This is a genomic window from Treponema rectale, from assembly GCF_014202035.1.
Classification (GTDB): Bacteria; Spirochaetota; Spirochaetia; order Treponematales; family Treponemataceae; genus Treponema_D; species Treponema_D rectale.
Genome location: NZ_JACHFR010000003.1, coordinates 156652 through 172652 on the forward strand (window position 1 = coordinate 156652; position 16001 = coordinate 172652).

The following is a 16001-nucleotide window of genomic DNA, read 5'->3' on the forward strand; positions in this document are numbered from 1 at the left end:
GGTGTTACTTATGAAAAGAATTGCAAGTTTAATACTTGGATTGCTTGCCACCTCATTTCTATTTGCTGATATTCAGGTTCCGTTTTTTGGCGGTAACTCCGGCGGTCTTGATTTCGGGACAACATTTTCTGCTGACTTGAATGACGGGTCAACAGGTATGGCAACTTCCATGGGCTGTGACCTCTGGTTTGAATTTACACCGTATACGGATCTCGGGCTTATTCCGCGGCGTAACAGGCTTTCGGTTTCCCTTAAGATGAGTAATACGGCAATATACGCATGGCGCGGATATAATTTCAATAATTCAGGTGTATCAGAAATAAATGACATCGGTTCCAGGGATCAGGCAAAATCAATCTGGTTTGGCTCCCTTATTGCTGAACTTCAGTATGGTGAATGGTGGCTTCGAGCTGCTGGAATTGATCCTCAGATTACAATGAATCAGGCTTCCATAAAGTCTGTCCTTGACAACAACATGCAGGAACGTACAGGAGATAAAAACCAGTATTTCCGTCTTCCGTTGTTTCATTCAGGAGGACCTTATTCCGGTAACGGAGGAACTGTCAGCGTAATAGGAAGGGATCTCGTGCATCTTAATTCCCGTGAAGTTGAAATCTACGGTATGTACAGTGCAGGCTATAACGGACTTGATTTTCAGGCAAACCTTAAGGCCGGTTCATGGAAGAACGGTGAAGACAACAATAAAAACAGCTGGGTGTTCGGTGCAGACATGGCATGGAAGCCTACGTTTAATACTAAACTTACTTTTACAGGACTTTATTCTGTAAACTACGGAACATATACTTCTACCGGTCTTAGCCGTGAAACTCTTGATTCCGATGAAGAGACGAATACGACTACTGTAGTCGTGTCAGCAGCTGATGATCCTGAAGCTGATGCTTCTGCACTTGTAGAACAGCCTCTTGCTCTCGGAGCTGGTCTTGAATACAGTCTGCCGGTACAGGGATTCGGTTCATTCAGACCTTATGTGGGAATTGACTGGGTCCGCCAGACAGAAATTGCCTGGGGAGAAGACGGTGACTGGGATCTTGAGGTTGGAGCAGGTTTCATGTGGCTTTTCAGGGGACCGGGGGCTTCATTTAAGAGAAATTACAGTCTTGGCGGAATGCAGCTTTCAGGAGATACTGCAAACCGTGTAGGTCTCGGTGCCGGATTTAACATGAACAGGGATGGTGTTGTAAACGGAATTCTTTCATTCAATGAAGATCCTGCTGCTTCTCCTATAAAGAATCTCGGCGGTTTCTTCCAGGTTGAGCTTATGAATATTACCGGTAAGGAATACACAGCTCCTACAGGAACTGTTTACAGTGATTTCCTTTATGCTTTCATTGCTCAGATTGAGTATAAGGCAACGGATACTGTAATGCCTTATATTTTCGGCTGGTACGTTCCGAGTGTAAACTATGGTGCTGCTTATACTGATGAAAACGGTGAAACTCAGTACAGCCGCTATGCCTATAATAATTACAATGATTCTCCGACTTATGAAAAAGACAGTCTTACCTTTACGTCAAAACTTGGTGTAAAAATTACTCCTTCTGCACACTATTACTTTGACGTGTGGTATGAGCGTACGGATCAGAAGTCTGGAGATGAGTGGAGCACAGATTCCGGCCTTGTTTCTGTTAAAATCGGAATAAAATTATAGGATTTACTGTGTTTTAAGTCTTGCTGCAGGTATGTAATGCGTATCTGCAGCTTTTTTTGTTATTTTAGTACCGGATGGGTAAAAAATAATGAAAAAAGTTTTAAAAAAAGTATTTTCAAAAACTTTTCATAATGATACTATCCGCTATGTTTTAAATAAAACACATTATCATCAGTTTTAAGGCAGGACGATGCTTTATGTTTAACCGTCAGGAATTTATTTCAGACAGTGAATGGGAACAGTTCAGAAAATGTTCCGAAAACTTACCTACGCCTAATGTCGTAGTAAATCTTCGTACCATTAAGTACAATTACGTGCATTTAAAAGATTCTTTTCCTTATGCTCACATCTATTATGCCGTAAAGTCTAACCCGGGAACTCCGGTTTTAAAACTTCTTGATTCTCTTGGATCTAATTTTGACATTGCTTCACGTTATGAACTTGATGATGTTCTTTCTCTGGGAATCAGTCCTGATCGTGTTTCTTACGGAAATACGATAAAAAAGCCTGCAGACATTCAGTATTTTTATGAAAAAGGCGTGCGGATGTTTGCAACAGATTCAAAAGAAGACCTTAAGAATATTGCTAAACTTGCACCTGGTTCAAGAGTATATGTTCGTATTCTTGTAGAAAGTTCTCCTACTGCAGACTGGCCTCTTTCAAGAAAATTCGGCTGTCATCCTGATATGGCTTATGATCTGCTTGTTCTTGCCCGTGATCTGGGACTTACTCCATATGGAATCAGTTTCCATGTAGGAAGTCAGCAGCGTGATATCGGTCAGTGGAATGATGCTATTGCAAAGACAAAGTATCTTTTTACAGCTCTTGAAGAAGAAGAAGGCATTAAGCTTACCATGATAAATATGGGAGGCGGATTCCCTGCTCATTACATTCAGCCTACAAATGAATTAAAGGAATATGCCCACGAAATTACCCGTTATCTTGAAGAAGACTTTGGTGAAGATATTCCTATGATTGTTTTTGAACCAGGAAGAAGTCTTGTAGCAGATGCCGGTATCCTTACTTCTGAAGTTGTTCTTATCAGCCGTAAGAATAATACTGCTCTTGACAGATGGGTTTATCTGGATGCAGGAAAGTTCAACGGTCTTATCGAAACTCTTGATGAAGCCATTAAGTATCCTATAATTACAGATAAGGACGGCGGAAAAGAGGGTAGCGTAATCATTGCCGGACCTACCTGTGACAGCATGGACATTATGTATGAAAATGATAAGTACAAGCTTCCTCTTGAATTGAAGCAGGGAGATAAGCTTTACTGGCTTACTACAGGTGCTTATACATCTACGTATGCAAGCATAAAATTCAATGGATTCCCTCCTATAAAAACATACTATATGGACGAAAACGGTATTGTGGAGTAATTCTTTAAGGTTTTTGACCTTGCAAATAGTAAATAATATTTTTTAATGCTATAATGCTGCCATGAAAACAAAAAGATTTTTTATGGCAGCTTTTTTTTGCCTTGTATCAGTATTTGTTTATGCCCGGTCAACTCCTGTAAAAGGATTGTCTGAATATACCCTGGATAACGGACTGCAGGTTTTTGTTGCAGAAAATCATACGGTTCCTCTGGTATATATTGAAATTGCAGTAAGAAGCGGAGCTGTGGATCAGACTCCTGAGAGCGCAGGACTTTTTCATCTGTATGAGCACATGATGTTTAAGGGTAATGCCCTTTATAACGATGCTGCGGCTGTAAAGAAGGCAATGTCTGACCTGGGAGTTACCCAGTGGAACGGAACAACAGGAATTAACCGCGTCAATTATTTTTTTACTGTTCCTTCTGACCGGATTGAAGAGGGAATGGCTTTCTGGAATGCTGCCATACGTTTTCCTCTGATGGACAGAACGGAATTTGAAAATGAAAAGAAAGTTGTTCTTGCAGAAATTGAGGGAGATCAGGCAGAGTCTTCCCATAAACTTTTTAATTATTTTATCAGCACTTTTTTTGAAGATGCTCCCTACAGGCTTGATGCAGGCGGTTCTTTTGAGGCTGTAAGGAATGCAACTGTTGAACAGCTCCTTGAGATAAAAAACAGATATTATATTCCGTCAAATGCAGCTCTTTTTATCGGCGGAGATGTAAATCCGGAGGAAGTTCATGTTCTTGCAGAAAAAATTTTCGGCACCTGGAATAATAACGGTGTAAAAAATGAAAAAAGAGCACAGCAGAATGTAAATCCTTTCCCTGTGATGAAAAAGGCTGTAATGAGCTATGACTCCCTTTCTTCTCAGTTTGTAAACTATCAGCTTTCTTTCAGGGGGCCTGACACTGATTACGAAATTGAAGATACCTATGCTGCGGATTATATTCTTACACTTCTTGAAAAACCTTCCGGCAGCTACGTTCAGTCACTTATAAATGACAAAAACATGCAGATACCGGGTCCTGAATATGTCAGCGCTTCCTATCAGACGACAAGGGCAAACGGAACTTTTGATTTTTCAGCCATGTCTTATACTCCGGAAGGTAATATAGCGGAAAATGCCCTGTATTTCAGTAAAACCGTTACGGAAAAGGTCCTGCCTGAACTCTACGGTGATAAGAGTCTGTTCTCAAAGGCTCAGGTAAAGGAGATTGCAGAAAATATTGCAGATTCCAGGCTGCTGTCTGAAGAAACTGCAGAGGGGCTGCTTTCAAATTTAAGTTTCTGGTGGAGCATTGTCCCTGTTGATTATTATTACCAGTACAGCAAAAAGCTTCAGAAGGTTTCCTGGCAGGATGCGCAGCATTTTATAAAAAAATATTTCTATGAAAGAAATCCGATGCTTCTTGTTCTTGTAAACCCTGAAGTTTATGAAGCTCATAAGGCAGATTTTGAAAAAGCCGGCTTTGAAACGATAGACGGAGAAAAAAACGTATGGTGGAAGTCCGGAAAATATTCAGCAGAGTCAGATGTTTCATTTCATTCCCTTCAGACGGTTTCTGAGGAAGTGTATTTTCCCGTAAAAAAAGAAAGCCTGCAGAAAAAAACGGAAGCTTCGGCAGTTACGGTAAAGAATCTCAGTAACGGAATACCTGTATATTTTGTAAAAGGCAGCGGATCTTCCTGCGTAAGCGTAAATCTTGGCCTTAAAGGAGGTGTAGCCCGCCTTGAACGCTCAACTTCAGGTCTGGAAAAGGCTTTGTGCGAGCTTCTGTCCATGAGTTCTCAAAATTATTCAGCTTATGAAAGGTCTCTCCTTGCCTATAAAACAAAAGGCTCTCTTTCCTGCAGCAGTTACATGACTGGAAGTGTCCTGAGCATGAACTGTCTTTCAAAATATTTTGATACAGTTTTTGACGTTTATGCGGACAGTATCTTGAATCCTGATTTTAATGAAACTGAATTAAAAAAACTTTATGCCGGATACGAAAACGGAGTTCATCAGGAAAGCGTGGAACCTGTTCAGCAGCTTTATAAAAAGATTAATGATTATATGTTTGCAGGCCATCCTTATGACGTCAGAAGCTATGTTACGGATTTTTCACTGGAAGGAATTACCCTGGACAACATGAAGAATCTCTACGCCCAGGTTTTTGTTCCTGAAAACATGTTTTTCCTTGTCAGCGGTGATGTAAAAGAAAAGACCGTACTCAAAAAACTTGACTCTTCCTTTGGAAAAATAAAGGGTACCGGTAAAAAAACTGCTGAGAACGGTGAAATTCCGCCTTTAACCATAAAATCCGGAGAAAGCATTGTAGTTAAAAATGAAAATGCCCGCGGAACTGCATATATTGGAAGGGTTTTCGTGTCTCCTCCAAATACCTCAGAGGATTATCCTGCTGCCCTGATTGCTTCCGCCGTATATAATGACCAGCTTTTTAATTCTGTCAGGATTGCAAGAAGTGTCTGCTATACCCCTTCTACAATGGTTGTAGGGTCAAAGGCACCTTACGGAATGGAATTTTTATTTAAAGTCTCTGATTTTAAGGGATTTAAAAAGGCTCTGGATGAGGCACGGGAATACCTGAAGAAAGGCCTTGTCATAACCGGAACTGATGAAAAGGGCATTTATGTAACCGAACCTCTTGAAAACATGCTGGAAAGCTATAAAAACAAGTATATTAATTCTACTTTCCATCAGAAACAGACTCCTTCCGCTGCTTCACAGGAACTTGCCTATAATATCCTTCAGTTTGATGATGCCGGACACAGCCTTAAGCTGCTGGATATGGTAAGGTCTCTGACTGCGGAACAGGTTCAGTCCGTATTCATCAGGTACTGGGGGGCTGAAGCGGATAAATGGTTTGCCGTATGTGACCCTTCTGAAGCTGAAATCATAAAGTCGGTCCTTAATTCAAAATAGAATTAGACTTTTATATGAATATTCGGTATATTAAAGGCAGTAAAATTAAAAATGCACTTATTTAACAGGAGAAAAAATGAAAAGTTACATGAAGATTGTTTGTGACGATGAAGAAAAAGAGGATAAAAAGAAAGAAAAAGGTGCAGATCCTCTTACAGAAAAATTCCTTAAGACTCGTCAGGTTCTTCTTAGCGGTGAAATCAACGAAGAAATGGCAGACGGAATCATCCGTCAGCTTTTGATTCTGGATGCAGATAATTCTGATCCGATCTATATTTATATTGATAGCCCTGGCGGTGATGTTGATGCCGGATATGCTATTTTTGACACTATCCGCTTCCTTAATTCACCGGTTTATACAATCGGTATGGGACTTGTTGCAAGCGCAGCTTCCCTTATTCTTCTTGCTTCTCCAAAAGAGCGCCGTATCGGATTTCCTAACAGTCATTACCTCATTCATCAGCCTCTTAGCCGCATGAGTGGTGTTGCAACGGATATAGAGATTCATGCAGCAGAAATGGCAAAGACTAAGGCAAAAATTAATGCCCTGATAGCTCAGGAAACAGGTACTGCCCTTGAAAAAGTAGAAAAGGATACTGACCGTGACTACTGGCTTAATGCAGAAGAATCTGTTGCCTATGGTCTTATAAGTAAAGTTATTACAAAACGCAGTGAGCTTGCCTGATGACATTTGAACTTACAGATTCCCTGGAATCATCTATTATTTTTTACATGGAAAATCAAACGGATGTTTTTGTGGTAGATGCTTCTGGTCAGTCTGTCGTTCCTTTAAAGGAAACCGGCCTGGACTGTGCGGATGAGGATTTATATTATTCTCTTCCGGAATGGTCTTCAAAGGACGGTTTTGAGCTGCTTTCTGAGTTTACAAATAATCTGCATGCGCCTGTTGCTAGAGAAAGCCTTAAGCGCGTTCTTTCAGGCGGAAGGGGGGTGTTCAGGAATTTTAAGAAAGTTATAAAAGATTTTCCGGAAGTTGAGCGTCAGTGGCACTTTTATAAGAATAAAAGCATGAGCCTTCGTATCAGCGGATGGTATAACGTTTTACGTGAATCCTGGGGGCTGGAAAAACTTGAACTCCCTGAAGAGACTGAAACCGAAGATCTTGTAAACAGTGATTTTATTGTCCGTCCTTATGATTTTTCGGTGGATTCTGAAAATTTGGATTACGGAGAACAGTGTCTGAAACAGCAGTTTGCACAGAGTTTGGAAAATCCGGTACTTGGAGAAACGGCTGCATATTTGTCAGGGATGTGTAATCCCGTACCTGCAGAAAACAGACAGGGCTTTGTATGCTGTACACAGGACGGAGAGTTTGTAGGCTGTGCCCTATATGGATATGTTTCAGAAAATTTGCACACTTCAGTTTATCTGACTGATCTGTTTGTTTTTGAGAATTACCGTGGTTTGGGAATCGGAACTGAGCTTCTTTCTAAGTGTCTTGATTCCCTTAGAAAAAACGGAATTCAGTGGGTCCTTTTTTTTAATATGGTTGTGACCCCGCCGCTGGAACTTTTACTAACCCGGTGTGAATTTAAGAAACTGGGAGCCGGTTACGCGGTAAAATTGTTTTAATGGAGTTAAAAATGGCTTTTAATCGTGGAAATGGATTTATTGTGAATGAAGAACAGATTACTGCTTTACTGGAAGATACTTTGAAATCTGTGGAGAGTGCCGGAGAAGAGGATATTAAGGCCCTTAATGCCATCAAGAAACTTTTTAAGAAAGTTCCTTTCTCACGCAGAAAGTATGTTACAGCCATGCTTGTAAAGCAGGCAATTCTCAGCGGAAGAGGAGGACGGTTTGCTCATAAGGATGACCGCCGCAACCGCTATGAACAGCATGGAGAAACTTCCCGTGCAAAGTTTGATTCTGCTTCAGGAGAAAAATTTGAAAGAGCTCCAAGAGTAAGAATTGATAAAGATGTTTCTACATCTATTTTTATCAGCATCGGTAAGTATTCTCATGTATACAAGAAAGATATCGTAGGAATTCTTGTAAGTGTTGCTCATCTTGATCATGACCGTATCGGTGACATCAGGCTTTTCCCTAAGTATTCTTTTGTTCAGCTTTATAAAGAAGACTGCAAGAAAGTAATTGATGCACTTAATGGATATGAATACCGCGGAAGAAAACTTTCTGTTGACTATGCACAGCAGAAGGGTGAAGAAGCTGCTGCTGAATATTCAGAAACTGCTGCAGAAGAAAAAATTCCTGAAAACGTAACTAATTTTGGTCATGGTACAGTTTCAGAATCTTCTGAATCAGATAAAATTGCTGCAGAACAGACAGCTTTTGCTGCTTCAATGGCAAGCGCACCTGTAGAAGAATCGGTTGCTCCTTATTCAGAAACAACTGATGACGGACAGGTAAAGTCTCACTTTGGTGATGGTGCTGCATATTGATCAGTGTAATTCATACAGGGCCCTACGGAGTTAATACTTTAATAGTACCTCTGTCGGGGCCTTATGTTTTTGTTGTAGATCCGGCATGCTGTTCTCAGTGCGGAGACGAGCGTGCCGTTACTTCATTCTTAAAAAATAATTCCTATATTCCCCTCGCTTTTATACTTACTCACGGTCATTATGATCATGTTGCCGGTCTTCCGGTGATGAAGGAAGCTTATCCTGATGTTCCTGTACTTATTCATGAAAAAGACAGGGAGCGCATCGGTAAATCGGGTTTTGATTTTCAGTCAGCAGATATTGCAGCAGCCGGACTGTCTTCTCTTGCTGAAGTTTACAAAAACCTTCCTGAAAGTGACGGTAATCTGACTGACGGCAGTAATCTTTACGACTGCTTAAAAGAATCCGGAGTTACTCCAGGTAATGCAGAAGCAGAAGAGGCTTTAAAAAAGTGGTCTGTTCTATGGACTCCAGGACACACCATGGGGTCTGTCTGTCTTTATAATGAAGAAGCAGAAGAGTTCATTTCTGGTGATACAGTTTTTTACGGTGCCTGGGGAAGAACTGATCTTGCCGGCGGCAGTGACTCTCTTATGGCGGACAGCCTGAAAAAAATTTACCGTACTGTTAAGGACTCTGCTCTTGTTTATCCGGGACATGACTATTGCGGATTTGAGCTTAAGGAGTTTTTTACTTTTTTGAGCCGCTTTTAATTTTCTGAGGCAGGACTACCATATTTCCCGGGGAATGAACGGTATGTATCCTTTTGCCGTTATCTGATAAAAAGTTACGTCTGCAAAAGAGGAGTTTTTCTTTAATCTCAGCGTGGCAAAGCATGGCGGCTGTCCTGAACGGGGCAGTGAAATGCTTCCTGGATTTATTACATTTATTTTAGGGGCCTTTAATTCACTGCAGGCTATGTGAGTATGTCCGAAAAGAACGACGTCTGCATTTTCTGTTTTTGACATTTCTACAAGTTCATCAGAGCCGTAAAAAAGGGAACATCTGTGTCCGTGGGTAAAAAATATATTATGGCCACATACTTTCATTGTATTTCTTAAAGGACATCTTATGCGGTTTATAGTTTCGGGATTAAGTGCAAAACTGTAGCTGTCACTGTCATTGTTGCCTTCTACAAGACCAATTACAGAAGGAACTTTTTCTGCAAATTCTTTGTCAGCAACTGCTTCTTCAAGCAGGTAAATCATGTCACCGCATCCGTCTCCGCAGAATATCATGGCGTCACACTGAGTTCCAAAAGCAGAGGTTATATCAAGAAGTCTGTAGTACTGCCCGTGAGAATCTGACACTATAAGAACTGTGGCTTCGTCTTTTTGTGCCAGAGACTCCATTGCCTGTGTATTTCCGATGAGCAGATTAAGCTGTTGTATGAGTGAGTTCATTATAATTCCAGATCAAATTCTTCAGGCAGAACTTCACCGTCATTTTTACTCTGTTCTGAATCAGAGCCTTCCGTAACCGGAGCTTTAATAAGAAAGTGGTTCATTGAAGGAATAGGTGCGATAGAATCCACGTAGTGTCTTACTGTTCTTGTACCGGTAATATGCTTTACGTTTTCAATAAGATCCCATGATACCGGAAGAACTTCATTAAGCGTTGACATGTATTTTATAGCATTGATGATGATTTCTGTCGTTTCTTCATTAGGTCCCTGGTCTACGTCCCTGCCTTCGGTTTCATCCTGAATGGAAAGCTCATATTCCAGGACAATGTTGCTTGTCATTTCCTGACCAAGAATGCTGTTGTCTGTAGGAAACAGGGAGAAAATATTGTAAGGAATGCCTTCTTCATAGCTGTCCTGAATTGATGATAGCACTTTATGTGTATTTGCAGGTGCTCCGAGAATAATGATTCCTTTTATTTTTTTGTCACTTATATAATCAGAAAAATTCCAGATACGGGAATTAAGGTCTTTTTCATAGAAAACAGGAAGTATGAGACCGCCGTTTTCTTCAAAACCGAACTTTTCTTCAAGACGGTTAAGAAAAACGGTTTCTTTCTCACTGTCTTCTTCAAAGCCGTGGCCGAAAAGAATGCAGATGTAACCGTCGTCAGTGTTCCATTCCGGTTCGGCAGGTTCCTGTGCCTGAACTGAAGTATTTTTTTTGTCTGTTTTGCTGCAGCCGGTAATAATGACTGCAGCCATAATCATAAGCATTTTTAAAATAGTGTTTTTAATTTTCATTTTGTTTACTCTCAGTCTTCAATTGAAACAGTAAATGTTACGCTGGTATTTTCAGGAGTAGAATTTGTTCCCTGAATAATGCCTGATGCGGCAGAGGCTGTTGAAGCAGCTTCTGTTTCTGAAGCTTTTGACGTACTTGAAGTAAGGGTTGTAACTTCCTTAGATTTTTCCTGGGCAGGAGAAGAGAAGGAGGTTCCTGCTGCATTCAGGGTAGAGGTCTGGTTTTCATAGACTGGAACTCCCTTGACTTCTCCGACTTCTGCAGTAGACGTAAATATCGAAGTTTTCGTTTCTGCTGGTTTTTCTGAATCTGCTTCAGGCTGTACCGGATCTTTATTTTGTACGGAATCAGATATTTTTTCTGCAATCTCGGCTCTCTTTGATTCTGCAGGACTTAATGCCACGAGACCTTTTGTAACGTGAAGCCTTCCGGATGACAGAAACTTAAAACTTGTTCCGCGTACAGAAGCGGTTGCAACTGCCGAGCGAACTTTGAATTTGTTGCCGCTTTTTACATCAGACTGAATGGAACCGCTGTCTATGAACAGCTGGGTGTTTTCCCTGCCATCCTGTTTTGTCAGTTTTTCAAGAGTAATGCGTGTCATAGGACCGATTGTAAAAGTTGAATTCTGTGAACGTATTACGGCTGATGATTTATAGCCTGTAGAAATTACGGTCCCCTGCTCAACAACATCTCCTTTCTGTGCCTGAACCCAGATGCCGCCGTCCTGAAATTCAACTTTTCCTGTTGTGGAAACAAAAGTAACATCAAAAGCTGACGCACTTATAACTGAAACAGCTGAAAAAGTAAGAGCTGTAAATAATTTCTTTAATTTCATATGACCTCCTGAGGAAAAATCCTAGAATGCAAGGGTAACTGTAAGTTTTACAGTTGTTTTGTTTTCTTCTTTTTTGTCTGCAATGAAAGTCTGAGCTTCAAAAGAAACTTCCAGGTCTGAAAATGCCTGATATGTAAATTTTCCGCTTAACTGAGTTCCGCTGTATTTAACTTCCTTTTCAGGGTAATCAAACAGAATGTCTGCTCCTGCAGCAAGTATTGCTTCCGGTGTAAGTCTTGCGGTACAGCTTAAGCCGCCTTTTATAAGCTCCGTGTATTTTTTTTCTGTTGCATTCAGTCCTGCTGTTGCAGAAGTAAACGATGCAAAAGGTTTCAGAGAGCCCTGAGATCCAGAAGCGTAGTATCCGTTTAAATTCAGCATGATGTTTTCTGTCGGAAAAAACAGGACGCTGAGCTTAGAGAGGTTTGCAGGAGAAAAGTCTCTTTCTTCAGAAAAGAGGAAGGTAGTTCCTGCGTTATAGAAAAGGGAAGAAGAAAGAGGTCCGTCAAGTATAAAGCTTGCGTAAACCCTTTTGTCATCTTCAGAAGAAATTTTTCCGGGACCTTCCGTATCCATAAAGGCAAAGCATTCTGCCGTAATACTCTGGTTAAATAAAAGATAAGGCAGGTTTATGCTTAAGGCTCCTGCAGCATAGGCCGGTGCAAATTCATAAAAATCCTTGTCTTCTGTTCCAAAAGTGCTTGCAACCGGTGTGAGCATCGTAACAGTCTTTGCATTAAGCAGACCTGTGTAGGCTCCGTAGGCTGAAACAGAAACATAAGGCGAACTGCACTGAAATAAAAGTCCGTCTGCATTCTGATTATAGATAATTGCAGTTGCATCGGACATAGAAAAGCGGCCTGCTGAAACAGTGATGTTTGTACTTCCTGCCGGAATTATAGAAGAAAACTTACAGAGCGTAAGGTCAGCCGTAAGTTCCGTGCTGTCTGTTGCAGGATCAGAAAAAGTTCTGTCGTATTCAAAACTGAATAAACCTTCTGCACTTATGTAAGTCTTTCCTGAATCTGTAAGGGGAAGCCTTAATGAGCCTGAGATGGAATCTTTCTGAATGAGATTCGGCTCAGAAAAATCATTTTCATAGAAATCAAACTGAGTTTCATTTGAAACGGTTCCTTTTGTTTCAAAGGAAAATGCAGCTGCTGTCAGCATTGATGCTGCCGTAATAAGAATTATTTTTTTCATCGTTTACTCCTGTTCTGCATAAATGTTCATGCAGTCGGTAAGAATATTGAAAAATCTATGACCGTCAGGAATTGAATCAGGATCATCAAAGTCGTTCAGTATTCCATCTGCCTTAAGCTGTCTGCAGGCATAACGCGGTCCTGGAAAAATTTTCATCATAAGTCCGCCTTCGATTTTCCAGGTGCAGGCAAGCATCCATGAAAGCTGCTCAATGGTAACATAATCAGACGCTTTAATGTCCTGATCCGCAAACTGAATAGCTTTCATTACTTTTACGGCATCTTCTTCTGTTTCAGTTTCCTGTATCTTTTCAGCAGCTGTTGCAATAAAATACGAAGCCTGTCCGTAAGTAACTTTTTCTGATTCAAGAACCTGCGTCACTTTATCAGCTGACTGAGCAGTACATAAGCTGATGCCAAGCAGAAAGATTGAAATAAGTGTCAGAGTTTTTTTCATACACACTCCCGAGGAATTAATGACCTCTAGAACTTTAAATTTCCTTTATAGAAATTATAATGTATTGTATAGTATTTGTCATGGAACAAAATAAAAATTCAAAGAATAACGGGAAATTGCTGAAATCGTCCCTTGCAGTTGTATTTATTCTCTTTTTGTTGTGTTTTGCATCCGGTTTTTTCAATATTTTTCAGAAATTTGAATACCGAATGTATGATTCCATGCTTCACCTGCATGAGGATATTCCTCAAAATGAATCAATATGTATTCTTGATATAGATGATGATTCCCTTTCTTATCTCGGTTCCTGGCCGTGGAAAAGGGACATAATGACTGAAGTTCTGTACAGGCTCAGGGAACTGGGGGCTGAAACTGCCGTATTCGATATTGAATACCTGGATGAATCTGCTCTGGCGGTAGATGATAATCTTAAGCAGACGGTAAGCGATGAGTTTGAAAAGATTTTCCTTACGCTTGATTCAGCGGCAGACAGGGATGAACTGGGACAGGCAATATACGACGGACAGCAGAAAATTACTGACGGCTTCAGTCTGAATTATGATGATGAATTCGGTAAGGCCGTTGAATTTTTTGGTAATGCTTTTCTTACGGTTAACCTCAGGGATATTGGCGTTAAGCGTACTCAGGAAGATCTTGATTACGTAAGGAACCGGTTTTTATTCAGGAATGTAGAGGATCCGGGCAACGTAATTAATGCAGGCAATCAGTCCGTATGGATGGATGAAGATGATACTCATTCAAGGGGCTTTGTTCCTGCCCTGAACAGAATTATTTCTCACGCAGAGGGCGCAGGCTTTACGAATGTCGTTGTTGACAGGGACGGTGTAAGGCGCAGGGTTGAGCTTTTAAATTATGTTGACGGAAAATATGTTCTTCAGCTGGCTTTTTCACCCCTCGTGCACAATCTCGGTGTTACTCAAATACTCCGTAAGAAGCACAGCATCATATTAAAGAATGCCCGTTTTCCGGGTTCCCAGTCTCCGGAAGATATAGAAATTCCGGTAGATTCTCAGGGGTGCATGCTTATAAACTGGTCTCATTCTTTGTATCTGGACAGCTTTAACCATGTTCCCGTTTATTACATCTATGATTTATATAATGGAGAAAAACGTATTGCTTCAGATTTTGATCTGATACTGAACAGTGATCATATAGATTACGACAGCCTTACGGATTCAGAAATCAGCCTTTTTGAACGCATTTCCATGCTTTCTGACCGTTATGCAGATGTCTGTTCAATGAAGGATTCCTTAAAATTAAAGTGCTCGGGCTTTGATGCTGCCGGAGAAAGTATAAAGAGAGGACGCAGGGGAGGCGGTCTTACTCAGGAGGACTACGACTCGTACTTTGGTGAGCGCAGGACATTTTTTGAAGACTGTCTTGAAGTTTCTGAAGAAATTCTTTCAGATGAAAGTCTCTGTCGTTTTGTAGAAATTACGGATTTTGCAAGTCATGTAAAAAGCTACTGCAGCGGTTTTCAGGCTCTGGCAGAGGTTCTTGACGGAAAATTCTGTCTGATAGGTAACTCTGCTTCTGCAAGTACAGATTTAGGTGTTACTCCTTTTGAAAAGCGGTATGCAAATCTTGGAACTCACGCAAACGTTCTCAATACGATCGTTCAGAAAAAATTCATAACTGAACTTCACTGGATGTGGGGACTTGCTGCGGCATTTGTATTTGTAATTCTTGTGGTCTTTTTTACAAAGAATCTTACTCCTGCAAGCAGAAACCTCCTGGGCCTGCTGTATCTGTGTATCGTACCGGCTTCCTGTGCGTCTTTAATGATATTCAAGAGTCTTTATGTTCCTCTGATTCTTCCACTTATTTTTGTAGCTGCAGTTTATCTTTCTCAATTGATAATAAACTTTCTTGCCGTTGAAGATGATAAGAATTTTATAAAGGGCGCTTTCAGTCAGTGTCTTTCTGCAGATGTAGTAAATGACATCATAAAAGATCCTTCCAGCCTCAGACTCGGAGGTTATACTTACGAAATGTCGGCAATCTTTACTGACATCCAGAAGTTCTCTGGTTTTTCAGAATTCCTTACTCCTCAGGAACTTGTTGCTTTCCTTAATTATTATCTTACAGATATGTCAGATATAATAATCAGTGAACGTGGAACTGTAGATAAATATGAAGGAGATGCCATCGTTGCTTTTGTGGGTGCTCCGGTTCAGATGCAGGATCATGCTGTAAGGGCCTGCAATGCGGCGTTAAAAATGAAAAAAGCAGAGAAACGCATGAATGAAGAAATTGTAGAGTATGCTTCCGGTAAGCGTTCTGATTTGATAGACAATGATCTTCTTACGGCATTCAGAAAGATGGTAAAAAACGGCAGAAACCTTTTTACCCGTATAGGAATTAATTCCGGAGACATGGTTGCCGGATTCATGGGGTCATCAAATAAAAAGAATTATACAATGATGGGAAACAATGTAAACCTTGCATCCCGTCTTGAGGGAGTAAACAAGCAGTATTCAACAGGAGGAATACTCATCAGTGCCGGTACCAGGGAAAAACTTGATGATTCGTTCATCGTACGTAAACTTGACCGGGTTAGGGTTGTAAATGTAAAGACTCCCCTCAGACTTTATGAACTTGTGGCCTTTAAATCAGAAGCTGATGAAGAACTGCTTTCTTACATGAAAAACTGGGAAACTGCCATGGATACATTTGAAGCCCGGGATTATGAAAAGGCTCTTAAAATGTTCAGGTTCCTCAGTTCAAAGGATCCTTCTGACAATGTGGCAAAGTATTATTCCGTAATGATTGCAGATTATTTTATAAAAGGAAAGTATCCTGTCAGGGATGATGATTTTGGCGTTGAATATGATCCTTCTGACGGAGTATTTACACTTTTACAGAAATAATTT

The 16001-nt window shown here is 40.6% G+C and carries 13 protein-coding genes; 8 read left to right on the forward strand and 5 right to left on the reverse strand.

Annotated elements, in window-relative coordinates:
• Positions 1–10: 10 nt before the first annotated feature.
• From HNP77_RS09555 to HNP77_RS09585, 7 genes are all read left to right on the forward strand, one after another.
• On the forward strand, positions 11–1669 hold the full coding sequence (locus HNP77_RS09555; protein WP_184652965.1) for a hypothetical protein: 1659 nt from the start codon (positions 11–13) through the stop codon (positions 1667–1669).
• Positions 1670–1866: 197 nt separating this feature from the next.
• Entirely contained in the window at positions 1867–3051 is a 1185-nt protein-coding gene (locus tag HNP77_RS09560; RefSeq protein ID WP_184652966.1) for a type III PLP-dependent enzyme, read from the forward strand.
• A 61-nt stretch (positions 3052–3112) separates the two neighbouring features.
• Positions 3113–5980, forward strand: coding sequence for a M16 family metallopeptidase (locus tag HNP77_RS09565; protein ID WP_184652967.1), 2868 nt, complete (start codon positions 3113–3115; stop codon positions 5978–5980).
• Between the two features lie 76 nt (positions 5981–6056).
• On the forward strand, positions 6057–6665 hold the full coding sequence (locus HNP77_RS09570) for an ATP-dependent Clp protease proteolytic subunit (protein WP_184652968.1): 609 nt from the start codon (positions 6057–6059) through the stop codon (positions 6663–6665).
• Positions 6665–7573, forward strand: coding sequence for a GNAT family N-acetyltransferase (locus HNP77_RS09575; RefSeq protein WP_184652969.1), 909 nt, complete (start codon positions 6665–6667; stop codon positions 7571–7573). Before HNP77_RS09570 ends, HNP77_RS09575 begins: the two co-directional genes overlap by 1 nt.
• An 11-nt stretch (positions 7574–7584) precedes the next feature.
• Positions 7585–8403: a DbpA RNA binding domain-containing protein gene (locus HNP77_RS09580; RefSeq protein WP_184652970.1), complete on the forward strand. Its 819-nt coding sequence runs from the start codon at positions 7585–7587 to the stop codon at positions 8401–8403.
• On the forward strand, positions 8400–9116 hold the full coding sequence (locus tag HNP77_RS09585; RefSeq protein ID WP_184652971.1) for an MBL fold metallo-hydrolase: 717 nt from the start codon (positions 8400–8402) through the stop codon (positions 9114–9116). Before HNP77_RS09580 ends, HNP77_RS09585 begins: the two co-directional genes overlap by 4 nt.
• A 15-nt stretch (positions 9117–9131) precedes the next feature.
• Here the strand turns inward: HNP77_RS09585 and HNP77_RS09590 are convergent, their stop codons facing one another.
• Genes HNP77_RS09590 through HNP77_RS09610 form a run of 5 tightly spaced genes read right to left on the reverse strand, consistent with a single transcriptional unit; the run spans position 9132 to position 13107 of the window.
• Positions 9132–9806 carry a YfcE family phosphodiesterase gene (locus tag HNP77_RS09590; protein ID WP_184652972.1) on the reverse strand — a complete coding sequence of 225 codons (675 nt, stop codon included), beginning with the start codon at positions 9804–9806 and terminating at the stop codon, positions 9132–9134.
• Positions 9806–10609, reverse strand: coding sequence for a hypothetical protein (locus HNP77_RS09595; protein WP_184652973.1), 804 nt, complete (start codon positions 10607–10609; stop codon positions 9806–9808). Before HNP77_RS09595 ends, HNP77_RS09590 begins: the two co-directional genes overlap by 1 nt.
• An 11-nt stretch (positions 10610–10620) precedes the next feature.
• Positions 10621–11448 carry a FecR domain-containing protein gene (locus HNP77_RS09600; protein ID WP_184652974.1) on the reverse strand — a complete coding sequence of 276 codons (828 nt, stop codon included), beginning with the start codon at positions 11446–11448 and terminating at the stop codon, positions 10621–10623.
• 21 nt (positions 11449–11469) lie between these two features.
• A complete protein-coding gene (locus tag HNP77_RS09605) occupies positions 11470–12651 on the reverse strand; it encodes a hypothetical protein (protein ID WP_184652975.1) in 1182 nt (393 codons plus the stop codon).
• Between the two features lie 3 nt (positions 12652–12654).
• Positions 12655–13107: a hypothetical protein gene (locus HNP77_RS09610; protein WP_184652976.1), complete on the reverse strand. Its 453-nt coding sequence runs from the start codon at positions 13105–13107 to the stop codon at positions 12655–12657.
• An 80-nt stretch (positions 13108–13187) separates the two neighbouring features.
• On the opposite strand from HNP77_RS09610, the gene HNP77_RS09615 reads away from it, so the two are divergent.
• Complete coding sequence (locus tag HNP77_RS09615; RefSeq protein WP_184652977.1) at positions 13188–15998, forward strand: adenylate/guanylate cyclase domain-containing protein; 2811 nt, start codon at positions 13188–13190, stop codon at positions 15996–15998.
• Positions 15999–16001 lie beyond the last annotated feature (3 nt).